21 protein-coding genes are annotated in these 22,868 nt (G+C 66.5%); 7 read left to right on the top strand and 14 right to left on the bottom strand.

Annotated elements, in window-relative coordinates; translation table 11 throughout:
* Nucleotides 1–410: 410 nt before the first annotated feature.
* The 7 genes from Q352_RS21970 to Q352_RS0118390 all read left to right on the top strand — a co-directional run bounded on the left by Q352_RS21970 (nt 411) and on the right by Q352_RS0118390 (nt 8,815).
* Nucleotides 411–1,883 carry a type II secretion system protein GspD gene (locus tag Q352_RS21970; RefSeq protein ID WP_051529084.1) on the top strand — a complete coding sequence of 491 codons (1,473 nt, stop codon included), beginning with the start codon at nt 411–413 and terminating at the stop codon, nt 1,881–1,883.
* Entirely contained in the window at nt 1,880–2,686 is an 807-nt protein-coding gene (locus Q352_RS0118415) for a tetratricopeptide repeat protein (protein ID WP_028500575.1), read from the top strand. The genes Q352_RS21970 and Q352_RS0118415 overlap by 4 nt, the downstream gene beginning before the upstream one ends.
* Nucleotides 2,683–4,371 carry a GspE/PulE family protein gene (locus tag Q352_RS0118410; RefSeq protein ID WP_244879602.1) on the top strand — a complete coding sequence of 563 codons (1,689 nt, stop codon included), beginning with the start codon at nt 2,683–2,685 and terminating at the stop codon, nt 4,369–4,371. Before Q352_RS0118415 ends, Q352_RS0118410 begins: the two co-directional genes overlap by 4 nt.
* 3 nt (nt 4,372–4,374) lie before the next feature.
* Nucleotides 4,375–5,577: a type II secretion system F family protein gene (locus Q352_RS0118405; RefSeq protein ID WP_028500573.1), complete on the top strand. Its 1,203-nt coding sequence runs from the start codon at nt 4,375–4,377 to the stop codon at nt 5,575–5,577.
* Nucleotides 5,574–6,422 carry a hypothetical protein gene (locus Q352_RS0118400; protein ID WP_028500572.1) on the top strand — a complete coding sequence of 283 codons (849 nt, stop codon included), beginning with the start codon at nt 5,574–5,576 and terminating at the stop codon, nt 6,420–6,422. The genes Q352_RS0118405 and Q352_RS0118400 overlap by 4 nt, the downstream gene beginning before the upstream one ends.
* A complete protein-coding gene (serB, locus tag Q352_RS0118395; RefSeq protein WP_028500571.1) occupies nt 6,407–7,252 on the top strand; it encodes a phosphoserine phosphatase SerB in 846 nt (281 codons plus the stop codon). Before Q352_RS0118400 ends, serB begins: the two co-directional genes overlap by 16 nt.
* Before the next feature lie 327 nt (nt 7,253–7,579).
* Nucleotides 7,580–8,815, top strand: coding sequence for an aromatic amino acid transport family protein (locus Q352_RS0118390; protein ID WP_036386983.1), 1,236 nt, complete (start codon nt 7,580–7,582; stop codon nt 8,813–8,815).
* A gap of 17 nt (nt 8,816–8,832) precedes the next feature.
* On the opposite strand, the gene Q352_RS0118385 is transcribed toward Q352_RS0118390, so the two are convergent.
* From Q352_RS0118385 to glyS, 14 genes are all read right to left on the bottom strand, one after another.
* Nucleotides 8,833–9,144, bottom strand: coding sequence for a helix-turn-helix domain-containing protein (locus Q352_RS0118385; protein ID WP_028500569.1), 312 nt, complete (start codon nt 9,142–9,144; stop codon nt 8,833–8,835).
* Between the two features lie 305 nt (nt 9,145–9,449).
* Entirely contained in the window at nt 9,450–10,832 is a 1,383-nt protein-coding gene (mpl, locus tag Q352_RS0118375; protein WP_028500568.1) for a UDP-N-acetylmuramate:L-alanyl-gamma-D-glutamyl-meso-diaminopimelate ligase, read from the bottom strand.
* Between the two features lie 55 nt (nt 10,833–10,887).
* The gene (locus Q352_RS0118370; protein ID WP_028500567.1) at nt 10,888–12,288 is read right to left on the bottom strand and encodes a sodium:proton antiporter; all 1,401 of its coding nucleotides are present in this window, start codon (nt 12,286–12,288) and stop codon (nt 10,888–10,890) included.
* Between the two features lie 133 nt (nt 12,289–12,421).
* A complete protein-coding gene (locus tag Q352_RS0118365; RefSeq protein ID WP_028500566.1) occupies nt 12,422–14,260 on the bottom strand; it encodes a nitric oxide reductase activation protein NorD in 1,839 nt (612 codons plus the stop codon).
* 19 nt (nt 14,261–14,279) lie between these two features.
* Nucleotides 14,280–15,080, bottom strand: a complete 801-nt coding sequence (locus tag Q352_RS0118360) for a CbbQ/NirQ/NorQ/GpvN family protein (protein ID WP_028500565.1) — start codon at nt 15,078–15,080, stop codon at nt 14,280–14,282.
* A 12-nt stretch (nt 15,081–15,092) separates the two neighbouring features.
* Entirely contained in the window at nt 15,093–15,344 is a 252-nt protein-coding gene (locus Q352_RS0118355; protein WP_036386982.1) for a cytochrome C oxidase subunit IV family protein, read from the bottom strand.
* 75 nt (nt 15,345–15,419) lie between these two features.
* A complete protein-coding gene (locus tag Q352_RS0118350; protein WP_036386981.1) occupies nt 15,420–15,998 on the bottom strand; it encodes a cytochrome c oxidase subunit 3 family protein in 579 nt (192 codons plus the stop codon).
* Nucleotides 15,999–16,160: 162 nt separating this feature from the next.
* Nucleotides 16,161–17,546, bottom strand: a complete 1,386-nt coding sequence (locus tag Q352_RS0118345; protein WP_028500562.1) for a cbb3-type cytochrome c oxidase subunit I — start codon at nt 17,544–17,546, stop codon at nt 16,161–16,163.
* A 42-nt stretch (nt 17,547–17,588) separates the two neighbouring features.
* Nucleotides 17,589–18,014 (bottom strand): c-type cytochrome, encoded by a 426-nt coding sequence (locus Q352_RS0118340; RefSeq protein ID WP_028500561.1) that lies wholly within the window; start codon nt 18,012–18,014, stop codon nt 17,589–17,591.
* Nucleotides 18,015–18,319: 305 nt separating this feature from the next.
* Nucleotides 18,320–18,715 (bottom strand): lactoylglutathione lyase, encoded by a 396-nt coding sequence (gloA, locus tag Q352_RS0118335; protein WP_028500560.1) that lies wholly within the window; start codon nt 18,713–18,715, stop codon nt 18,320–18,322.
* A 36-nt stretch (nt 18,716–18,751) separates the two neighbouring features.
* Nucleotides 18,752–19,507: a M48 family metallopeptidase gene (locus Q352_RS21965; protein ID WP_051529082.1), complete on the bottom strand. Its 756-nt coding sequence runs from the start codon at nt 19,505–19,507 to the stop codon at nt 18,752–18,754.
* A complete protein-coding gene (locus tag Q352_RS0118325; protein ID WP_028500559.1) occupies nt 19,419–20,186 on the bottom strand; it encodes a lysophospholipid acyltransferase family protein in 768 nt (255 codons plus the stop codon). Before Q352_RS0118325 ends, Q352_RS21965 begins: the two co-directional genes overlap by 89 nt.
* A gap of 6 nt (nt 20,187–20,192) precedes the next feature.
* Entirely contained in the window at nt 20,193–20,735 is a 543-nt protein-coding gene (gmhB, locus tag Q352_RS0118320) for a D-glycero-beta-D-manno-heptose 1,7-bisphosphate 7-phosphatase (RefSeq protein WP_028500558.1), read from the bottom strand.
* 49 nt (nt 20,736–20,784) lie between these two features.
* Nucleotides 20,785–22,863, bottom strand: coding sequence for a glycine--tRNA ligase subunit beta (gene glyS / locus Q352_RS0118315; protein WP_028500557.1), 2,079 nt, complete (start codon nt 22,861–22,863; stop codon nt 20,785–20,787).
* Nucleotides 22,864–22,868: the final 5 nt, after the last annotated feature.

Genomic DNA, 22,868 nt, shown 5'->3' with positions numbered 1-22,868 from the left:
CCGCGCTTGCAACGATATCCGGAAAGCATTAAAAATGATTTTGTCGGCAAAAACCGAAAAACAGCTACTGAATACAGCAAATTATCAATTTATTAGCATATTTGTCTCTTATCGCCCCGGCATACCCGGCGGCGACACCCGCGCCAACACATTGACGTGGCCGAGCATTGTAAGGCGGCACGCCGTCTTCGCCAAATGGGAAGCATCAGAAATATCCGCATACGACGTATGCGCGTTGCGCCCATGCCACGCCCCGGGGATTCCGAATGCCAAGTACCCGCGTGTCCCGCCCTGCCCACTTGTTGCTTTTTCTGTCCCTGCTGCAGGGCGGATGCGCAGCCTTTCCCGACCTCCCGCCCACGCCGCCCCCGGTGCCGGGCAGACCGCCTCCCGCACCGATCCCGCCGCCGGTGCTGGCCCCGCCCGTGGCCGATGCCGATGGCGGCCGACGCTACAGCATCAGCCTCGACCGGCCGGCGCCCTTGCGCGAATTGCTGACCCGGCTGGCCGGCGATGCCGGCATCGACATTCATCCGCAGCTGCAGGGCCAGGTCAGCCTGCATGCGATCCGCCAGCCACTGCCGCGCATCCTTGACCGCCTGGCGGAGCAGGCCGACATGCGCTGGCGGCGCGACCGCGATACGCTGGTCGTCGAGCCGGATACGCCTTACCTGCATCACTACACGCTCGACTACGTCAATATTTCCCGTCATTTCCAGTCCACGCTGAATGTCGACGCCAATATTTCCGGCGGGGCGGCCCCCGTCGCCGCCAGCAGCAACCCGCAGGACAACGGGTCGTCGACCCGGATCGGCAGCCATGCCGGCAATGATTTCTGGCACAGCCTGACCCGCCACCTCGCCGTGCTGCTGCAGGCAGACCCCGATGCCGCGGCCGGCGACAGCCGCCTGCCTGCTCCGCCCGGCATGTCGCGCACGCCGGGCGCCCCCCCGGCCGGCCGGCCGGCCGACCCCTGGTCGCGCCCCCCCGACGATGGCGAGGGCGGCAAGCTGGCCGTTCATCCCGAGACCGGCCTGATTTCCGTCCGCGCCACCGCCCGCCAGCACCGTCAGGTGCGCACGCTGCTGGAACGGGTCCACCGCCGGGCGATGCGTCAGGTGCTGATCGAGGCAACCATCGTCGAAGTGGAACTGTCGAATCATTACCAGTCCGGCATTGCCTGGGACCGCCTGTTCGACCATTTCCGCCTGATCGGCAACTTTCCGTCCGGTGCCGGCTCGCCGGGCGCCAGCCTGATCTGGAAAGGGGCCGACCTCAGCGCCGCACTGCGTCTGCTGGAAACCTTTGGTCGCACCCGGGTGCTGTCCAGCCCGAAGCTGATGGCGCTGAACAATCAGGTCGCCATTCTCAAGGTGGTGCGCGACGTGCCGTACTTTTCCATCCGCGTCACCCGCGACTATGTCGGCAGCCGGAGCCGGGATGGCGCCACCCCGAGTTACACCTACGAAAGCAAGGTCCATACCGTGCCGGAAGGCATCGTGCTCAGCGTGGTGCCGCAGATCGGGGCCAGTGGCCGCATTTCGCTCAGTGTGCGTCCGACCATTACCCATATCACCGGCTATGTGCCTGATCCGGCCCTGCAGATGATGGAGGCCAGGGTCGAGAGCCGGGTGCCGGAGGTCCAGGTGCGTGAGCTGGAGTCGACGCTCGGGCTGCAGAGCGGCGAGGTCGGCATTCTTGGCGGCCTGATCCAGGACCGGCTGATGCATGACAATCGTGGCCTGCCGTGGCTGGCCCGGATTCCGTATCTCGGCGTGCTGTTCGGCAGCCGTGACGAACGCACGGTCAAGACCGAACTGGTGGTGTTCATCAAGCCGACACTGGCCGGTGATCCGGCCGCCCTGCTGGAGGCCTCCCGATGACCGCCGGGCCCCGGGACGGACGCGTACTGCAAACCGGTGACACCGCCAGCCCGGAACCGGTGCCGGTCGATGCCGATCCGGATCAGGATGCCGGTGCGCCCCTGCCGCTGTGGCAGGCATATGGCCGGCAGCAGGCCCGACAGCGGCGGCGGCGCATTGCCGCGCTGGGCGTACTGCTGCTGTCGCAGCTCGGGCTGGCCGGCTATATCGTCCGGGCGATGCAGCCGGCGCCCCCCGTCCCCGCCCTGCCCCGGGCGGCGGCGGCCCCCGCAGCGGACACCCTGCCCATGACCGCCATCGATGCCCCCCTCGTGGCCGAGGCCGACCCGCCGCCCCCGCCGCAGGACACGCCTGATGCTGCCGGGACCGGCCCCACCGACGGGATGGACGATACGGATGCGGAAGAGACGGATGCGGACGTTCCCGATGCCGCCCCTCCCGCGCCGCCCGCCAGGCTGCGGCTGCGCATCCAGCCGGACGGCGGCCGCCTGATTTCGCATGCGGACACGCCGGTCCCCCCGCCACGCCCGGCAGCGCCGATCGACCCGCGGCTGGCGCCGGCCCGCCAGGCCAGCGCCGATGGCGACTGGGCCCGCGCACGCAGCGGCTGGGCCGCCCTGCTGGCAGCCGATCCGGCGCAGGCCGACCATGCGTACAACCTCGCCGTCGCACTGGACCAGCGCGGCGAGCGGCAGGAAGCCATCCGCCACTACCGGATGGCCCTGGCCCTGGCCGACGCCCGGCCCGCCCGGTTTCCGCGGGCACCGACCCTGCGCCGGCTGGCAACGCTGGAGGAGGAATGATGAGTGCCCCGGAAGCAGAATTCACCCAATGGCTGCTGGCCCGGGGGCTGCTGACGCCAGCACAGCTGCGCGTGGTGCAGGCCGAACAACAGGCTACCGGTGTTGCTCTCGATACGCTGTTGCTCCGGCTCGGCTTCGTCAGTGCCGCCGCCCTGCAGCAACAGCCGGTGTCGACCGCCGTGCCGGTGCTCGGCGCCCTGCGCCGGCAGGTGAGCGACCCGCGCCTGCTGGCGCTGCTGCCGCGCGAGCTGGCCATCCGCCACGCGGCGTTCCCGCTGGCCTTCGACGCCGACAGTGGCACGCTGGACCTGGCCATGTCGCGTCCGCACGACAATGTGGCGCTGGCGCATATCCGCCAGCAGGGTGGCGCGCGTTGCCGCCAGCTGCGTACCCACCAGGCGGCGGCGGCCGACATTGCCCAGGCCATCGGCCGCGCCTACGGTCATGCGGCGGCAGTGGACGGCGCCCTGCGCGCGCTGGACGGGGCCAGTGCCGAGGTCATCGGGCGAGCGCCGGTCGACGGCAATCCGGTGGTGCAGCTGGTGGACAGCCTGATTGCCGATGCCGCCGCCCGCGATGCCAGCGACATCCACCTGGAGCCGGAGCAGACCTTCGTTCGCATCCGCTATCGGCTCGATGGCGTCATGCAGCTGTTCCGGACGCTGGACAAGCGTCACTGGCCGGCCATGCTGACCCGGCTGAAAATCCTGTCCGGCATGAATATCGCCGAGACGCGCGCGCCCCAGGACGGTCGCTTCTCGCAGTCGCCGGATGGCCGCCGCCTCGATGTGCGCGCCGCCACCCAGCCAACGCTGCACGGCGAGAACCTGGTGCTGCGGCTGCTCGATCGCCAGCGCGAGTACCTGTCGCTGGACGGACTCGGCCTGCCGGACGCGCAACAGGCGCTGCTGCGGGCGCTGAGCGCGCGGCCGGCCGGCATCCTGCTGGTCACCGGGCCGACCGGGTCCGGCAAGACCACGACGCTGTACGCGGTGCTGTCACTGCTCGACAGCACCGCGCTGAACATCATGACGCTGGAAGATCCGGTCGAGTACCCGATGCCGGGCATCCGCCAGACTTCAATCACCGACAACGTCAAGCTCGACTTCGCCAGCGGCATCCGCAGCCTGATGCGCCAGGACCCGGATGCGATTCTGGTCGGCGAAATCCGCGATGCCGACACCGCGGCCATGGCGTTCCGCGCCGCAATGACCGGCCATCAGGTCTTTGCCACGCTGCATGCGCCGACCGCGCTCGGCGTGCTGCCACGGCTGCTGGACCTCGGTGTATGCCGCGACACGCTGGTCGGCAATGTGAGCGGCATCCTCGGCCAGCGGCTGGTGCGCCGCCTGTGCCCGCATTGCCGGCAGGCGGACCGGCCCGACGCCGGCGAACGCCGGCTGCTCGGCGTCAGCGACGGCGAGGTCTGCCTGTTTCGCCCGCGCGGCTGCGAGGCCTGCCTCGGCAGCGGTTACCGCGGCCGCTTCATGGTTGCCGAGCTGCTGCGCATCGATGCCGACATCGACGCCGCCATCGGCCGGCACGATGACCCGGCCTCGCTGCGCCGGCTGGCGAAGGCACGCGGTTTCAGCGAGCTCGCCGAACAGGGCTGCGCGCGGGTGCTGGCCGGCGATACCTCGCTGGAAGAAATCATCCGGACCATCGATCTGTCGGAGAGGCGCTGATCCATGCACTATCAATTGCTTGCCGCCGACCGCGACGGGCGCGTCCGCCGCCACCGCCTGAACGCAGCCAATCTGGCCGATCTGGAACAGCGGGCAGCGGCGCTGGGGCTGACGGTCATCCATCTGGAAACCCGCGCCGGTCTGCTGACCCGCGCCGCGCCGCGGCGGGTGTCGCGGCGCACGCAGATCGATTTTTTCCTGCAGCTGGAACATCTGCTCGGTGCCGGCCTGCCGCTGCTCGATGCCCTGCGCGAACTGGACGACGACAGCGTCGATGCCGCCATGCGCCATGTACTGGCGGTCATGTCGCAGGACCTGGAGCGCGGCAGTACGCTGTCCGCCGCCATGCGCGCCCACCCGCGCGCCTTCGGGCCGGTCATCGTGGCGCTGGTGGAAGCCGGGGAACTGAGCGGCGAACTGCCGGTGATCTGCGCCCGGCTCAGCGACATGCTGCGCCGGGACGACGAGCAGCGCACGCACAGTATCCGGCTACTGATGTATCCGCTGTTCGTCGCCAGCGTGTTGCTGGCAGTCTGCGTCTTCCTGCTGCTCTACCTGCTGCCGCAACTGGTCGGCTTTCTCGACAGCCTCGGCGCCGCGCTGCCATGGCAGACCCGCCTGCTGATCAGCACCGCTTCGGTGGCGGAACGGTACGGGCCGTGGCTGGCAGCACTGCCGCTGCTCACGCTGGCCAGCTGGCGCCTTGCCTGCCGCCGGTTTCCACCGCTGCTGCTGCACGCCGACCGCTGGCGGCTGGCACTGCCGCTGCTGGGCCCGATCCGGCACCAGATCGCGCTGTCGCGCTTTGCCGCCGGTTTCGCCCTGCTGTACAGCGCCGGCATTCCGCTGCTGACCGTACTGGAACGCTGCGAGCAGCTGGTCGGCAACCGGGCAGTCGCCGCCGCGCTGGCCGATGCCCGGCGCCGGGTCGCCGGCGGCAGTACGCTGGCCGATGCGCTGGCGACCGGCGGCCTGTTCCCGCCCCGGCTGCGCCGGCTGATCCGGCTCGGCGAGCAGACCGGCGCACTCGGCCGGATGCTGGCCCACGCCGATCACGGCTACCAGCGCGATATCCGCGCCGGCATCGACCGGTTGCAGCGGCTGATCGAACCGTCGCTGACCGTGCTGCTGGGACTGATCCTGGCCTGGGTGCTGAGCGCCGTACTGTCGCCATTGCACAGCGCCACGCTCGAGCTGACGCGATGACCGGCATCGGTCATCGGCCCGGCTTCCTGTGCCTGACACCGGGACTGGCCACGCTCTGGACCCACGACCGCCGTGGCGCCTGCCGGCTGGCAAGCTGGACCGACGCCGAGTGCGAGCAGGCGGCCGCACAATGCGCCGGCAGCGCCGGCCTGCACCTGCTGATCGAGGACCCGGCCGACCCGCTGCATGTCGAGCAGACGCCACCGGTCGCCCTGCACCATCGCCGGCGCTGGGTGCACTTTCGCCTCGAGCGCCTGTTTCCGGATGCGCCCTGCCGCGGGCTGCACCGGCTTCCGCAGCGGCGGGTGGCGTTTTCCGCACCGGCAAGGCCGGCGGCGCCGGGCCGGTGGCTGGCGGCGTTGTACCGGCATGGCGTCACGGTCCACAGCGTGCAGTCGGTCACGCTGCTGACCGCTGCGCTGGCCGCACGCATCGCGGCCGGGCACGATGGCGTCGTGCTGTGTCTGCCGGCCTTTGCCGATCACAGCCTGCGTTTTCTGCGCCTCGACCCGGACCGGCCGCTGTCGCGCGTCATCTGCGCCGACACACCAGGCACGCTGTTCGACAGCGAGTGCCGCCATCTGGCCGACGATCTGCCCCGGCAGCCCGAACCGGTGCTGATCGTCGTTACCGACGCCGGCTTTGCGCCGACGGCTGCGCCCGACTGGCCGTTCGCCCTGCATCGGCTGCCGGCCAGTCAGCTGGACGACTGCGCGGCACCGAGCGCGATCGGCGCCGTGCTGCGCGAGGCACAACGCGGCCACGGCCTGCTGTCCCCTCCCGCGCGTGGCCTGCGTACAATGGACGCCACTCATCTACTGGAGCCGTCATGCCCCACAACCTGATCATTCAGGCGCCGGTCGACCCTGCGCCGCACCTGGACACGCTGGCATCGCTTTCCGGCGCCCGCGATACCAGCACCGTCGCACCGGGGCTGGCCTACCGGCTGGCCGGCGCCGATCCGGAACGTCATGCTGCCGTCGATGCCTTCTGCGACCAGCACCGGATCGACTTTGCCTTCGTGCCGGCCGGCCGCCGCCTGGCCGACTACGGCCTGCTGGTCTCGGATATGGACTCGACCCTGATCACCATCGAGTGCATCGACGAAATCGCCGACATGTTCGGCGTCAAGCCGCAGGTCGCCGCCATCACCGCACGTTCGATGGCCGGCGAGCTGGATTTTGCCGCCTCGCTGCGCGAACGGGTCGCCCTGCTCGAAGGATTGCCGGTCGATGCGCTGGCCCGCGTCTACGACGAGCGGCTGACACTGATGCCCGGCGCACGCGAACTGCTGGCCGACTGCCGCGCCAGCGGCATCCGTACCCTACTGATTTCCGGCGGCTTCACCTATTTCACCGATCGGCTGAAAGAAGAGCTCGGCCTGGATTACGCCATCGCGAACCAGCTTGAAATCATCGACGGCAAGCTGACCGGCCGGATGACCGGCCCGCTGATCGATGCCCAGGCCAAGGCCGACTGGCTGGTCCGCCTGCGCGGTGAACTGGGACTGGAACCGGAACAGGTCATCGCCATGGGCGACGGTGCCAACGACCTGAAAATGATTGCCGCCGCCGGTCTTGGCGTCGGCATGCACCCGAAACCGGTCGTTCGCCAGCACGCTGACGTCTCGCTGCGTTTTGTCGGGCTGGACGGGTTGTCCCGGCTGTTTGCATGATCGAAAGTCATAATTGACGTTCGGGTATTAACTTTATTTACTTTTATTTTTTCGTTTTGCAACCAAAAGCGGCCAAATGGCCGCTTTTCATATTCACTATCCAACATTCAGTTCGGCCAGACAAGCGACCGGTAATCAAGGGCTTGGCGCCACATTGCGGCATGGAAAGACAGATTTGGCACGATAGTGCCAGCCGCAACGGCATTCCATTTTATAATCGTTTCATGATTTACGAACGGATGCCCCCGTGGCATCCGAAATCATTTCCGTCCATGCGCGGCCAGCGAGGCCACGCTTCATAGAAAGGGTTCAATCTTGAACGCGAGCATGACACGTCAGGACATGGAATGGGTGCTGACGCTATTCGGTACCGCCATCGGCGCCGGGATTCTGTTCCTGCCGATCCAGGCTGGCCTGGGCGGCATCTGGCCGATGATCATCCTCACCCTGATCATCCTGCCCCTCACCTACATTTCGCACCGTGGCGTCACCCGCATGGTGGCGTCCAGTGAACAGGCAACCGACATCACCGGCGTGGTCGAAAACGATCTCGGCCGCAACTGGGGCTTTGCCATCAGCGTGCTGTACTTCCTGTCGATCGTGACCATCTGTGTCGGCTACGCAACCGGCGTGACCAACATCGTGTCGTCGTTCCTGGAAAACCAGATGGGCATCGACGGCATCTCGCGTCCGATGCTGACCGGCATCCTGCTGGTCGGCCTGACCGGCGTGATCGTGGCCGGCGAGAATACCGTGCTGAAGGTCACCTCGATCCTGGTCTACCCGCTGATCGCCATCCTGTTCGGGCTGTCGCTGTACATGATTCCGTACTGGAACCTGTCGGTATTCCAGCAGCCGATCGAACCGGCCAGCCTGGTCCGCAACCTGCTGCTGACCTTCCCGGTACTGGTGTTCTCGATGAATTTCTCGCCGATCTGTTCGGCGCTGGCCAGTTCGTACCGCGGCAAGAGCGCGACACCGGACGAAGCCGTGAAGCGCACCGACCGCGTGGTGTGGTGGAACAGCCTGATCCTGCTGGTGTTCGTGATGTTCTTCGTGTTCTCGATCGTGCTGTCGCAAACGCCGCAGAGCATGATCGACGCCAAGGCCAACAACGTCGACGTGCTGACCATGATCTCGCTGCAGTCGAATGAACCGTGGCTGCGCTACCTGATTCCGATCGTCGCGCTGATCGCCATCGTGACCTCGTACTTCGGTCACTTTATCGGCACCCGCGAAGGCCTGGACGGCATGATCTATCGCCTGGCGACCTGGAACGCCGACAAGGACAGCAAGGCCGCATTCAATCACAGGAAGCTGCGCACCTGGACCACGATCAGCATGATCGCCGGCCTGTGGATGCTGGCCGTGTTCAATCCGCCGATCCTCAAGATCATCGGCGCGATGTCGGCACCGGTCATTGCGCTGTACTGCTACGTGATGCCGGTCGTGCTGATGAAGCGCGTCCCGCGACTGATGATCTACCGCTCGACCTGGGGCGGCGTGGTGTTCGTGTTCGGCCTGATCACCATCATCGGCTACGGAGTGGCCGAGTATATGTAACAGGCCCCCGGGCCGTGTCAGATCGAAGCCAGCCGCTCCATGGTATCCGGGTAGCGTTCTACCAGACGGATCAGGGTTGCGGCCTGGGCATTGGGTTTGGCACGGCCCTGCTCCCAGTTTTCCAGCGTGCGCTCGTTGGTACGCAGATAACGGGCAAAGACGGGCCGCGACAGATGCAGCCGGGTACGCAAGGCCAGCAGTTCTTCAGCGCTGACACAGGGCGGGGCCTTGCGCTCGACCTGATGCTTGCGCAAGGTCACCTTGCCCTCTCGTTCCGCGCGCAGCGCATCCACGCCTTCAGTCAATTCAGCAAACAGATTGCGTTTCATGATTGATTCCTCATCCTGATTTCCTGCTCAAGTCTCTGCTTCAGACCCTTGCGCCCTTCCGCAGACAAGTCCGTCGCCTCGTCCTTCCGGGATGACATCACCGGCATCGGGTTTGTTCAGCAGCCACTGTGCAGGCAGCAGAATGCGTCGTCATCCAGCTAGTCCTGACGATAGCGGGCAACTCGGTAAAGTTCGCATTCATTAAAAATGAAATGTACGCAACTTGCGTTGAGTTTTCAAATACATCCGAAGATGCAGTCCATAAAAAAATCGGCCCCGAAGGGCCGCATCCTGTTCAGGCACGTTCAGTTTCCCGCCAGCGCCTGCAGCAGCTTGCCGTGCACGCCGCCGAAACCGCCATTGCTCATGACCAGCACCTGATCGCCGGGCCGGGCGACGGCGGCGACGCGGGCCACCAGCGCATCCAGATCGTCAAAGGTTTCCGCCTTGCCGCCCAGCGGCGCCAGGGCATCGGCCGGGTTCCAGCCCAGCTGGGCGCCATAGCAGAACACGCGGTCGGCCTGTGCCAGGCTGGCCGGCAATTCCGCCTTCATCGTGCCGAGCTTCATGGTGTTGGAACGGGGTTCCAGCACGGCCAGAATGCGGGTGTCGTCACCGATCCGGGCACGCAGGCCGGCCACGGTGGTCGCGATCGCCGTCGGGTGATGGGCAAAGTCGTCGTAGACGGTCACGTCATTGACCACGCCCTTCACTTCCATCCGCCGTTTGACGTTGCTGAAACGGCCGAGCGCCGCGCAGGCGTCCGCCGGTCGCACGCCGACATGGCGGGCAGCGGCCACGGCGGCCACGGCATTGAGCCGGTTGTGCTCGCCCATCAGCGTCCAGCACACGCGGCCGACCACGGTGCCGTCGAGCAGCACGTCGAAATGGCCGTCGGCATTGGCGTCGCCGGCCTGCCAGCCGCCCTCGGCACCGAAGCGTTCAACCGGCGTCCACGCACCGCGCGCCAGCACCCGGTCCAGCGCCGGTTCACGGCCATTGACCACCAGCCGACCATTGCCCGGCACGGTCCGCACCAGATGATGGAACTGGGTTTCGATGGCGGCCAGGTCGGCAAAGATGTCGGCGTGGTCGAATTCGAGATTGTTCAGCAGCGCCGTGCGCGGCCGGTAGTGGACGAACTTCGAGCGCTTGTCGAAGAACGCGGTGTCGTACTCGTCGGCCTCGATGACGAAGAACGGGCTGCGCCCGCCCGGCTCCGCCGGCGGCTCGCCGGGCAGGCGCGCCGACAGGCCGAAGTTTTCCGGGATGCCGCCGATCAGGAAGCCCGGCGCCAGTCCGCAGTCTTCCAGCACCCAGGCCAGCATCGACGAGGTCGTGGTCTTGCCATGGGTGCCGGCCACCGCCAGTACCCACAGCCCGTGCAGCACATTCTCGGCCAGCCACTGCGGACCGGACGTGTACGGCAACCCGCGGTCGAGGATCGCCTCCATCAGCGGCATGCCGCGCTTGACCACATTGCCGACCACGAACATGTCCGGGTTCACGCGGTCGAGCTGGTCGGCGTCGAAGCCGGTCATCAGGTCGATGCCGAGCGCTTCGAGCTGGGTCGACATCGGCGGATAGACGTTCTGGTCGCAGCCGGTCACGGTGTGGCCGGCGGCGCGGGCCAGCGCGGCGACGCCGCCCATGAAGGTACCGCAGATGCCGAGAATGTGAATATGCATGGAGACGACTCGCAAGGCTGTCCGGGCGCGGCATCCCGCCGTGCCCCGGCGTGTGTTACAGGGAGAAGAACAACAGGGTCATCAGCACGAACAGCGGGATCAGGATGGCGCCCGACCACAGCATGTAGCCGAAGAAACCCGGCATTCTAACCCCTCTCGACTCGGCGATCGCCTTGACCATGAAGTTCGGTGCATTGCCGATGTAGGTATTGGCGCCCATGAACACCGCCCCGGCCGAGATCGCCATCAGCGTCGACGCCATCGGCCCCATCATGTGTACCGGGTCGCCATGGGCGAGATTGAAGAACACCAGATAGGTCGGCGCATTGTCGAGGAAGCTGGACAGTGCCCCGCTGAGCCAGAAGTACATGCTGTCGATCGGCGCCCCGTTGCCGTCGGTCACGGTCCGCACCAGCGGCGCCAGCGCGCCATCGGTGCCGGCACGCAGGATGGCGATGGCCGGGGCCATGGCGACGAAAATGCCGGCAAACAGCTTGGCCACTTCAAGGATCGGGCCCCAGTCGAATTCGTTGCGTTCGCGCACTGCCTTCGGCGTCATCCACAGCGACAGCGCCGCGCAGCCGAGCATCAGCCCGTCGCGCACCAGATCCTGCAGGCCGGTATCGACACCCAGCAGCGAAACGCTCACGCCCGGCTTCCACAGCCCGGACAGCAGCACGGCAAACACGATGACCGCCAGCAGCGCGAAGTTGCCCTTGCCTTCCACCCGCAGCGGCGAATCCGGCGTCGGGTCGATCCGGCGCACGCCTTCCTGGCGGTACAGCCAGCTGTCGATCGCATAGAACAGCGTCAGCAGCACGGCGGCGGCAAAGGCAACCGGCAGCAGCATGTGCTGCAGGGTCCAGAAGAAGTCGATGCCCTTCAGGAAGCCGAGGAACAGCGGCGGATCACCGATCGGGGTCAGCCCGCCGCCGATATTCGCCACCAGGAAGATGAAGAACACCACCACATGCACGTTGTGCTTGCGGTTGTCGTTGGCGCGCAGCAGCGGCCGGATCAGCAGCATCGCCGCGCCGGTGGTGCCCATCAGGCTGGCGCACAGGGTGCCCAGCGCCAGCAGCCCGGTATTGAGCCGTGGCGAGCCGTGCAGGTTGCCGCTGATCAGGATGCCGCCCGACACCGTATACAGTGCGAACAGCAGGATGATGAATGGCAGGAACTCTTCCAGCAGCGCATGGGCGACCACGCTGCCGGCGACGCCGGTGCCGTACAGCGCCACGGCCGGCAGCAGGAAGGACAGCGCCCAGAAGGCGCTGACCTTGCCGAAATGGTGATGCCAGAAATGCGGCAGGAACAGCGGGCACAGCGCAATCGACAGCAGGATGCCGACGAACGGCAGCCCCCAGGCCAGCGACAGCTCGGCACCGGGCAGGCCGGCGGCTTGCGCCGCCAGTGGCGCGCAACTCAGAAACAACAGGATCGGCAGTTTGGTCATGGCTCGGCAGGTTGCGGGCGGCAGGGACGCCCGGCGTGACAAGTCCCGGCAGGGGCCGGGACAAAAGCGCCGATTATACCCATGCCCCTCCCCCGCTCAGGCGACCCGGATCAAGAACCCGCCTGGCCGTCGCCTATGCCGGTGCCGCCAGTCTCAAATACAACCGTGGCAGCAGTCGCGGCAGCTCGGCGGCGTCGCGGGCGACCACGAAACCGTGGCTGCCGAACAGATAGGGCAGGTATTCGCCGGCATCGCGGTCGATGGTGACGCAGAACGGCAGCAGCCCGCGCGCACGCGCCTCGGCGACTGCAACCCGGGTGTCCTCGATGCCGTGGCGGCCTTCATAGCGGTCGAGGTCGTTCGGCTTGCCGTCGGTCAGCAGCAGCAGCAGGCGCCGCTCGGCCGGCTGTTCGGCCAGGATGCGGGTTGCGTGGCGAATGGCGGCGCCCATGCGGGTATAGAAGCCGGGCTTGATCGCCGCGACCCGGCCACGGGCGGCCTCGTTCCACGCCTCGCCGAAATCCTTCAGCACGTGAAAGCGCACGTGTTCGCGCCGCACCGACGAGAAGCCGTACACACCGAAGCGGTCGCGGCTCGCAGCCAGCGCCTCGGCAAACACCATCAGCGCGTCACGGATCACGTCGACGACCCGTGCCTCGTTGCCGACCCAGGTATCGGTCGACAGCGACAGATCGGCCAGTACCAGCGTCGCCAGACTGCGCGCGCCGCCACTGTGGCGCCGGTACAGCCCGCTGTCGCCGACATGGCCCGTGGCGCGTTCGGCGGCAAAGCGCACGACCGCATCCAGGTCCAGCTCGTCGCCATCCTGCTGGGCATTCAGCCGCACCCGGACCGGCTGCAGCAGCTCGAACTGGCGCCGCAGCCGTCGCGCCAGCGGTGCCAGCGACTCGGGCAGCGCACAGGGCGGCGCCTCGTCGGCCTGCATCGGCTCGATCCGGCAGTAGTCGGGCAGATAGGCGCCGGTTTTCCAGTTCCACTCCGGATAGAGGATGCCGGCGCCGATCGGCCGGTCGTCATCGCTTTCCGGCGGCAGGTCGAGGTCGAAGCGCAGCCGCTTTTTCGGTGCGCGACCGCCCCGGGCGATGCTGAGCTTGTCCAGGTCGTCGGCAGCACGCGGATCGGGGTCCTCGTCGTCGTCCAGCGGCCGGTTGACCTCCAGGTATTCGGCCCAGCTGAAAATGCTCTCCGCGCGGAACACCATCAGCATGCCGTTCCTGTTCTCCGGCAGCTCGACCCGCTCTGCGCTGCGGCGCACGCGGTCGGCCTCGTCCTGACGCATCAGTTCGCCCTTGTCGCCGTCCGCATCGGCCGCGTCGGCACGCGGCGCCAGTGCCGCGGTCGTCGGCGGATCGGGATGCAGCCACAGCGGTACCGGATGCGGAGGCCAGCGCGCCGGTGGCGGGGGCGCTTGTTCGATTTCGGGTCTGAGCAGCGCGGCACGGATCGCCCGCTCCCATGCCGCCTCGTCCGCCGGCAAGCGGGTCGGGTCCGGCCGGCTGCCCAGATGCGCATCGACCAGTCGGTAGTAGCGCGACGCCAGCCCGGGCAAGCGGGCCAGCACACTGGCTGTGGCACGCCGGCTGCGCGACAGCCACTCGCCACCGACCGGTGCCTGGGCCGCCAGCGCGGTCAGCCAGATATACAGTTCGCGATTGAGCGCCGCCTCAGGCATGGCATCCAGCCCGGGCGGCAGGTACAGCGCGTCGTCGTCGGCCCAGCCATGGCAGGTCTGTTCGCCGATGCCGGCCACCCGTTCCAGCCAGCGCCGGCGCGCGCCATGCGCTTCCTTGTCGGATGCCTTGATCTGCGCGGCACCGGCACCGCCAAATGCCCGGTACAGCGGCGCCAGCATGCCGCTGACCTCGTCCAGCCTGACCCGGGCCGCCGGATGGCCGCGATAAGCCGCCCGGCGCACCCAGCGGTCCCATATGCCCCCAACCCATTCTTCCATATCGTTCTGCTCTGCCCGGTCAGTCGGCGAAATGGGCGCGAATGATCTCGGCCAGCGCCATGCGGGTGGCCGGTTCATCGCTCAGCGGTTCGATCACCGCCACCCGGCAGGCACTGCCGGCCGGCAAACCGGCCTGCATCAGGCGGGCGGCATGGATCAGCAGCCGGGTGCTGACTGCTTCGTCCAGATCATGCGCGGCCAGCCGGCGCAGGTCGGTCGCCAGCGCAACCAGCGCGGCCGCCTGGTCGTGGCTCACGCCGGCCTCGGTGGCCACGATGCCGGTTTCGATCGCGGCGGCCGGGTAGTCGAAAGTCAGCGCGACAAAGCGCTGGCGGGTCGACGGTTTCAGCGTTTTCAGCGCGTGCTGATAGCCGGGGTTGTACGACGCCACCAGCATGAAGGACGGCGGGGCTTCCAGCTCCTCGCCGGTGCGTTCGACCGGCAGGATGCGGCGGTCGTCGGTCAGCGGATGCAGCACCACGGTGGTGTCCTTGCGCGCTTCGACCAGTTCGTCGAGGTAGCAGATTGCGCCCTGGCGCACGGCGCGGGTCAGCGGGCCGTCCTGCCAGCGCGTCTCGCCGTCGCCAAGCAGGTGGCGGCCGACCAGGTCGGCAGCCGACAGGTCATCCTGGCAGGCCACGGTAATCAGCGGCACGCCCAGTCGGGCTGCCATGTGGGCGACAAAGCGGGTCTTGCCACAACCGGTCGGCCCCTTGATCAGCAGCGGCAGCTGCTGGCGGAAGGCGAGTTCGAACACGGCGCACTCGTCGGCGACGGGCTGATAGAACGGGGGCCGGATGGCGGCGGGGTCGGCATGCATGGGGCAATCCTTCTAGAACGTGGGGCGGAACGCGAACGCCAGGCCGGCCAGTACCAGCAGCAGCCAGCCGAGCACGGCGGCACGCAGCCAGCCGGCCGCGTGCGCAAGCCCCATGAAACGGTCGATGATCCAGCGTCCCTTCAGCAAGGTCAGTCCGCCGAGCAGCAGCGGCAGCGCCGGGCCGGCGCGACCGGTCTCGGTCAGCACGAAGCCCAGCGCGGTCAGAGACAGCAGAAACAGCCAATCGAAAGTGGAACGGGACATGACGGCATCCAGGGTTGAACGGAAAAACACGGGGCGGCAGGTGGCCGGGCACCGGCCCGGACCCGCAGCAGCCACTCAGCGCAGCAGGTAGAGCAGCGGAAACAGCACCACCCACACCAGATCGACCATGTGCCAGTACGAGGCGACGGTTTCCACGCCATCGTGCGCTCTGGCGTCATAGCCGCCACGGCCGGCCTTGAGGGCCACATAGCCGAGCATGACCATGCCAAGCAGCACATGCAGGAAATGGAAACCGCTCAGCGACAGGTAGAACATGTAAAACAGGTCGGTCGACAGTGAGATGCCGGCAGCGAAGACAGCACCGAGCTCGGCCAGCTTGACGCTGGCGAACACGGCGCCGCAGGCGACCGCCCCCCACATCCAGCGGGCACAGCGCTGCGACTGTCCGCGGCGGATGGCCGCGACCGCACGCACGACGGCATAGCCGCCGCTGAGCAGCGCCACGGTATGCACGACGCCGGTCAGCGGATTCAGCCCGGCCTGTCCCTGCTCGAACAGCGCCAGGTGATGCTGGCGGGCAAAGGCGTAGGCCAGAAAGAAGACGCCGAACACCAGCAGTTCGGCAAGAATGAACAGCCACATGGCCAGGTCACCCGGATAGCGGGGCGGATCAAGGGCAGAAGCGGTAGACATGATGGAACGTCCTCGGGGGCCGGATGAGATCAGGCAGGCAGCCGTACTCACGATCTCCCCTGTCAGTCAGGCATGCACCGGCGCCACGGTGACCGCCGGTACCCACCTTTGTCAGCAGCCCGGGGCCGGGCGGAAAATCCGCCCGGCCCCGGGCTTGCACCTTCAGGCGTTGCTGCGTGCCGGCGCGGACTTGCCGCCGACAAAGAACGACGCCACGTACAGCAGCAGACCGGCCAGGAACACCAGCCCGGACACTTCACGCATCCAGTAGATCGACGAGATCTGGTCCTGGGCGACCATGAAGTTCATCGGCGTGTCGGTCAGGCGTTGCAGCATGACCTGCTTGAAGCCGGCAGCGGTCAGGAACAGGGTGATGGCGACCATGGCCAGGGTCATCATCCAGAACGACGCGATTTCCATCCGCTGCGACGCCTGGCTGTTGGCTTCACGACCGCGCATCAGCGGCATCGCATACGAGATCATGGTCAGCACCACCATCACGTAGGCACCGTAGAACGCCATGTGGCCGTGGGCGGCGGTCAGCTGCGTGCCGTGGGTGTAGAAGTTCACCGGGGCCAGCGTGTGCAGGAAGCCCCACACCCCCGCGCCCAGGAAGGCCATCACCCCGGTACCGAGCGCCCACAGCGTGGCGGCGCGGTTCGGATGGTCGCGCTTGCGGCGCTTGACCATGTTGAAGGCGAACACCGTCAGCATGAAGAATGGCACCGGCTCGATGGCGGAGAACACGCTCCCCATCCACAGCCAGTATTCCGGCGCGCCGATCCAGAAGTAGTGGTGACCGGTGCCGATGATGCCGGAGATCAGCGTCATGGCAATGATCACGTACAGCCACTTCTCGACCACTTCGCGGTCGACCCCGGTCACCTTGACCAGTACGAAGGCCAGCATGGCGCCAAGAATCAGTTCCCACACCCCTTCCACCCACAGGTGCACGACCCACCACCAGAAGTACTTGTCCAGCACCAGGTTTTTCGGGTTGTAGAACGAGAACAGGAAGAAGATCGCCAGTCCCCACAGGCCGAGCAGCATGACCAGGCTGATGGTGGTCTTGCGTCCGCCCAGCACCGTCATCGAGATGTTGAACAGGAACACCAGCGCCACCACCACGATACCGACCTTGGTCGGCAGCGGCTGTTCAAGGAACTCGCGCCCCATGGTCGCCAGCAGATCGTTGCCGGTCAGTCGGGCCAGGGTCGCGTACGGCACGGACAGGTAGCCGACCACGGTCAGCGCCCCGGCGGCCAGGAAGATCCAGAACATCCAGCGTGCCAGCTTCGGGCTGTAGAGTTCGCGCTCGCTTTCTTCCGGGATCAGGTAATACGCCGCCCCCATGAAGCCGAACAGCAGCCAGACGATCAGCAGGTTGGTGTGGACCATGCGGGCCACGTTGAACGGGATCTGGGGAAACAGGAAGTCCCCGATTACATACTGCAGGCCCATGATGAGGCCGAAAATGATCTGCCCGATGAACAGGCCGATCGCGGCGACGAAATAGGGCTTCGCCTCCGCCTGCGACTGGTATTTCATCTTTTTTCTCCGCGTGGATGGCGCAAACGGTCGTGATGGTGCTCAACCTTCGACATTGGGCGGCCAGTTGTTGGTGTTGATGCCGTTGGTGTACTTGAGGAAGGCCACCAGGTCGTCAAGTTCCTGATCGCTCAGGTGAAACTGCGGCATCTGCCGGCGGCCGGGAGCCCCGGTCGGCTGCGCCTTGATCCACGCCTTGATGAATTCCGGTCCGCGCCGGGTATAGACATTGCCGAGCTCGGGCGCGAAGTACGCACCTTCACCCAGAATGGTGTGACAGCCGATGCAATTGCGCGTTTCCCAGATGTGCTTGCCGCGCATCGCCTGATTGGTCAGCAGTGCCCGGTTGTCACGCTTGGGCAAGGTATTGACCGTATCGAAAGTCAGGCCGAGAAAAAGCAGAAAGAAAAACACCGCGCCACCGTAAAAGATGTTGCGCGCGGTTGACTTGGTGAAGCTTCCGCTCATGGCACTCCCCTGTGCATAAATTAGCATGCAGATAGTGCGGTCCGGCACAGGACATCATCATTGATTCGTATCAACGCTTTTCAGACCGGAGGGGAATCGGAAGCATAAATCCGGCTTTTTTCGGGTTATTTTAACCCTGCCATAATCAGGGTTTATTAGGCATGGCCGGCAACGCCGTTATAACCCCATTTATAATGCGGGAATACACGCCGGCTTTGCCGGCAGGTGCATATAGCCTGCAAAACAGGAAAAAGAAAGGACTGACCGTATTCAAATACGGTCAGTCCTTTTTTCATTCACTGCGATCAGTCGTGCTGGGTACCGGCCTGAATGAATTCGATCTTGTAGCCGTCCGGGTCCTCGACAAAGGCGATGACGGTCGAACCATGTTTCATCGGCCCGGCTTCGCGCGTGACCTTGCCGCCCAGGCGGCGCACGGCATCACAGCTGGCAGCGGCATCGGCGACTTCCAGCGCGATGTGGCCATAGCCGTTGCCGAGGTCGTAATGGTCGGTGTCCCAGTTGTGGGTCAGTTCGAGTACCGAGGCCTTGTCCTCGTCGTCATAGCCGACGAAAGCCAGGGTGAAGCGGCCGTCCGGATAGTCATTGCGGCGCAGCAGCCGCATGCCGAGCACCCCGGTATAGAAAGCGATCGAACGGTCGAGATTGCCGACACGCAGCATGGTGTGCAGCAGGCGCATGGTATTCCTCCAGAAAAGTCAGGGATGTTGTGGCGCTTACACGACGCCGCACAGCGCGGCGTTGCGCTTCAGCCAGACATGGCCGCGCTGCCAGTCCGGATACAGTCGGGCGACTTCGGCCCAGAAGCGCGGCGAATGGTTCATTTCCAGCAGATGGGCCAGTTCGTGCGCCATCACGTAGTCGATGGCGTAATCGGGCGCCATGACCAGCCGCCAGGCGAGATTGACCGTCCCGCGCGAGGTGCAGCTGCCCCAGCGCTTGCGCGCCGACGACAGTTTCAGCGCCCGGGGCGCCCGCAGCCAGTGGCCGGAAAACGCCTGCAGCCGGGCCGGAAAATCGGCGGCCGCTTCGGCGCGCAGCGCGCGGGCAATCAGCGGCTGTGCCGCTTCCCAGTCGGCGGCGCCGACCACCACGCACTGGCCATCGCGAAACAGCGCGCGGCGCGGGCTGCCGGGAATGAAATGCAGCGCATGCCCGATGCCACGCAGCAGCACACTGTGCGGCGTGGCCAGCCTGGCGGCGTCGCGGGCCATGACTTCGGCCTGCTTGCGCCGGATCCAGTCGGCCTTTTCGCGCACGAAGCCTTCGATGCGTTCGCGCGGCAGGGTCAGCGGCGCACGCGCCTCGACCCCCTGCCCGGTCACGTGCAGCGCCAGCGTCCGCCGCGCGCTGCGCACGACTGCCAGTTGCAGCGGTTCGCGGTCAGCCAGCGAGACGTGCCAGACGACGGGCGCGGTCTTCGGGACTCGCGCACGGGCCGACGCCGCTGATTTCGGCTTGGCGGGCTTCAATCCATTCCTCCACTTGACGCATCATCGCTTCCGGTCCGCCGGCATCCGCCGCCATCACCGGCTTGCCGATGACCACGGTAATCTCGCCCGGGTACTTGAAGAAGCTGTTGCGCGGCCAGAATTCGCCGGAGTTCAGCGCCACCGGCACCAGCGGCACACCGATGTCGCGGGCCAGCCGCGCGCCACCGAGCTTGTACTTGCCGCGCTTGCCCGGCGCGGTGCGCGTACCCTCGGGGAAGATGGTGATCCAGAAGCCGTCGCGAATCCGCTGCTCGCCCTGCTCGATCAGTTGCCGGTTGGCCTGCATGCGATTGCGGCGATCGATCATGATCGCGCACGCCGCCGCCAGACCCCAGCCAAAGAACGGGATCCACAGCAGTTCACGCTTGGCGACGAACACCTGATGCGGAAAGATCGATTGCAGTGCCAGGGTTTCCCAGCCGGACTGGTGCTTGCTGGAAATGATCGACGGCGTATCGGGGATGTTCTCCCGACCGATCACCTTGTACTTGAGACCGACCAGGTGTTCCAGCGCCCACATCAGCACCAGCGCCCACGAGGCAATGACCCGCTGGCGGAAGCGACGCGGCGCCGGCAGCAGCAGCAGGCCAATGATCGAGTAAGGCGGCATGCTGATGCACAGCACCAGCCAGTAAAGCAGATTTCGGAATATGAGCATGAGTCTTCAGGAAACGTGGGCTATCAGCCATTCGGCGGCGACAAGCAGGTTGTCGAACACCTCGGTGCGCGGCGGCAGATCGCCGGCCTTCTCCGTCTGCCGCCCCTTGCCGGTGCGGACCAGGATCGCCTTGCCGCCGGCGGTGTCGATCGCCTGCAGGTCGCGCAGGCTGTCGCCGATCAGCCACAGGCTTTCCGGCTTGACGCCGAAGCGCTCGGCAATGTCCAGCACCATGCCCGGGGCCGGCTTGCGGCAACTGCAATGGGCCTCGGGCTTGTGCGGACAGAAGAATACCGCGTCGATGCGGCCGCCGGCCTTGCCGACCAGGTGGTGCATCTTGTCATGCATGGCGTTCAGCGCATGCATGTCGAACAGCCCGCGCCCGAGCCCGGACTGGTTGGTCGCCACAACCACGCGCCAACCGGCCTGGGACAGCAGGGCAATCCCGTCCAGTGCACCGTCGATCGGCACCCACTCGAGGCTGTTCTTGACGAAATCGTCGCGATCCTGGTTGATCACACCGTCCCGGTCGAGGATGACGAGTTTCATGGGGCTGGCACCGTGATGGGACAATGGACGTCCTTGTGACGGGCGTGGGTCATTCCGCCAGCAGCGAAATGTCGGCCACGCGATTGAACAGACCGGCAAGTTTGCCGAGCAGGGCGAGTCGGTTGCGACGCACGGCGGCATCGTCGGCCATCACCATCACGCCGTCGAAGAACGCGTCCACCGGCGCCTTCAGCGCCGCCAGGCGCGACAGCGCAGCGGTGTAGTCACGACCGGTGCAGGCGGCATCGACATCGGGCAGTACGGCGTCGATGGCGGCAGCCAGCGCGCGCTCGGCCTCCTCGGCAAAGCGTGCCGGGTCGATGGCAGTCGGCACCTCGCCGTCCACCTTTTTCAGGATGTTCTTGACCCGCTTGTTGGCGGCGGCCAGTGCGGCGGCTTCCGGCAGCGCGCGGAACGCGGACACCGCTGCCAGCACGGCGCGGATTTCGTCCAGCCGGGTCGGCGCCAGCGCCAGCACGGCGTCGACTTCGTCGGCGCGAATGTCGGCGTCGGCGGTCAGCAGGTTCTTCAGCCGTTCGAGCATGAAGCCGTACAGGGCGTCGGCAGTGCCGTCGGCCAGCGTGCCGGCCGGGAAGGCGGCGACGGCCCGTTCCAGCAGTGCGCGCAGGTCCAGCGGCTGTTCCATCAGCATGCGCAGCACGCCGAGGGCGTGCCGGCGCAGGCCGAACGGATCCTTGTCGCCGGTCGGGATCAGGCCGATGCCCCAGATGCCGGTCAGGATTTCCAGCTTGTCGGCCAGGGCGACGGCGGTCGCGATCGCGCCTTCCGGCAGCGAATCACCGGCAAAGCGCGGGTGGTAATGGCCTTCGATGGCGGCAGCGACCTCGGCCGGCTCGCCATCCAGGCGGGCGTAATAGGTGCCCATCACACCCTGCAGTTCCGGGAATTCACCGACCATGTCGGTCAGCAGGTCGGCCTTGGCCAGCCGGGCGGCGCGGCGCGCCAGCGCGGCGTCGGCCCCCAGTTGCGCGGCCACTTCGCCGGACAGGCGTTCGAGGCGTTCGACGCGTTCGAGCTGGCTGCCGAGCTTGTTGTGGTAGACCACATCGGCCAGACGCGGAATGCGCGCTTCCAGCGGCTGCTTCTGGTCCTGTTCATAGAAGAACTTGGCATCGGACAGCCGTGCGCGCAGCACGCGTTCGTTGCCGCGGATGATGTGGGTCGGATCGGCGGTTTCCAGATTGGACACCAGCAGGAAGCGGTTCATCAGCTTGCCGGCGGCGTCCAGCAGCGGGAAGTACTTCTGGTTCTGCTGCATGGTCAGGATCAGGCATTCCTGCGGCACCTTGAGGAACTCGGCCTCGAAACCGGCTTCCAGCACCACCGGCCATTCGACCAGCGCCGTCACTTCGTCCAGCAGCGCGTCATCGGCCGCCAGCGTGGCGCCGAGTGCCGCGGCACGGTCGGCCAGGTGCTTGTCGATCAGCGCGTGGCGGGCTTCGAAGCTCGCCACCACTTTGCCCTGTTCGTACAGCGTACGCGCGTAGGCATCGGCGGACGGAATGGCAATGTCGCCGGCGGACAGGAAGCGGTGACCACCGGTCACCCGGCCGGACTTCAGGCCGAGGACTTCGCCATCGATCACGCGATCGCCATGCATCATGATCAGCGCATGCACCGGACGCACGAAGGTGACGTCGCTGTCGCCCCAGTGCATCAGTTTCGGGATCGGCAGCTTGCGCAGCGCTTCCTGCACCGCAGCCGGCAGCACCTGGTCGAGCCGGGCGCCGGTGGCGGTGTAGGTGTAGAAGAAGGTTTCACTCTTGCCGTCCTGGCGACGCTCGAACTTCGCCACCGCGTCGAGCGGGATAGAACGGGCTTCGAGCTTCTTCACCAGCGCCGGGCTCGGCTCGCCGGCAGCATTCAGCGCCACGCCGACCGGCATGATCTTTTCGGTGACATCGTGGTCCGGCGCCTGGGCCAGCACCGGGGAGATGGTCACGCCCAGCCGGCGCGGGCTGGCAAACGGGTGGACGACGGCGGCATCGTCGATCAGACCGGCGCGCGCGAGTTCGGCGCGGACGGTGTCGGCAAAACGCTCGCCCAGCTTTTTGAGCGCCTTCGGCGGCAGCTCTTCGGTAAACAGTTCTACGAGCAGGGTGGTCATGGCAG

The organism is Microvirgula aerodenitrificans DSM 15089 (assembly GCF_000620105.1).
GTDB classification, from domain to species: Bacteria; Pseudomonadota; Gammaproteobacteria; order Burkholderiales; family Aquaspirillaceae; genus Microvirgula; species Microvirgula aerodenitrificans.
This window is presented reverse-complemented; position numbering and strand designations above follow the sequence as displayed.

Coding starts and splice junctions, on each gene's coding strand:
- Q352_RS0118415 (WP_028500575.1), top strand. CDS start 1,880: ATGACCGCCGGGCCCCGGGACGGACGCGTACTGCAAACCGGTGACACC.
- Q352_RS0118410 (WP_244879602.1), top strand. CDS start 2,683: ATGATGAGTGCCCCGGAAGCAGAATTCACCCAATGGCTGCTGGCCCGG.
- Q352_RS0118405 (WP_028500573.1), top strand. CDS start 4,375: ATGCACTATCAATTGCTTGCCGCCGACCGCGACGGGCGCGTCCGCCGC.
- Q352_RS0118400 (WP_028500572.1), top strand. CDS start 5,574: ATGACCGGCATCGGTCATCGGCCCGGCTTCCTGTGCCTGACACCGGGA.
- serB (WP_028500571.1), top strand. CDS start 6,407: ATGCCCCACAACCTGATCATTCAGGCGCCGGTCGACCCTGCGCCGCAC.
- Q352_RS0118390 (WP_036386983.1), top strand. CDS start 7,580: ATGACACGTCAGGACATGGAATGGGTGCTGACGCTATTCGGTACCGCC.
- Q352_RS0118385 (WP_028500569.1), bottom strand. CDS start 9,144: ATGAAACGCAATCTGTTTGCTGAATTGACTGAAGGCGTGGATGCGCTG.
- mpl (WP_028500568.1), bottom strand. CDS start 10,832: ATGCATATTCACATTCTCGGCATCTGCGGTACCTTCATGGGCGGCGTC.
- Q352_RS0118370 (WP_028500567.1), bottom strand. CDS start 12,288: ATGACCAAACTGCCGATCCTGTTGTTTCTGAGTTGCGCGCCACTGGCG.
- Q352_RS0118365 (WP_028500566.1), bottom strand. CDS start 14,260: ATGGAAGAATGGGTTGGGGGCATATGGGACCGCTGGGTGCGCCGGGCG.
- Q352_RS0118360 (WP_028500565.1), bottom strand. CDS start 15,080: ATGCATGCCGACCCCGCCGCCATCCGGCCCCCGTTCTATCAGCCCGTC.
- Q352_RS0118355 (WP_036386982.1), bottom strand. CDS start 15,344: ATGTCCCGTTCCACTTTCGATTGGCTGTTTCTGCTGTCTCTGACCGCG.
- Q352_RS0118350 (WP_036386981.1), bottom strand. CDS start 15,998: ATGTCTACCGCTTCTGCCCTTGATCCGCCCCGCTATCCGGGTGACCTG.
- Q352_RS0118345 (WP_028500562.1), bottom strand. CDS start 17,546: ATGAAATACCAGTCGCAGGCGGAGGCGAAGCCCTATTTCGTCGCCGCG.
- Q352_RS0118340 (WP_028500561.1), bottom strand. CDS start 18,014: ATGAGCGGAAGCTTCACCAAGTCAACCGCGCGCAACATCTTTTACGGT.
- gloA (WP_028500560.1), bottom strand. CDS start 18,715: ATGCGCCTGCTGCACACCATGCTGCGTGTCGGCAATCTCGACCGTTCG.
- Q352_RS0118325 (WP_028500559.1), bottom strand. CDS start 20,186: ATGCTCATATTCCGAAATCTGCTTTACTGGCTGGTGCTGTGCATCAGC.
- gmhB (WP_028500558.1), bottom strand. CDS start 20,735: ATGAAACTCGTCATCCTCGACCGGGACGGTGTGATCAACCAGGATCGC.
- glyS (WP_028500557.1), bottom strand. CDS start 22,863: ATGACCACCCTGCTCGTAGAACTGTTTACCGAAGAGCTGCCGCCGAAG.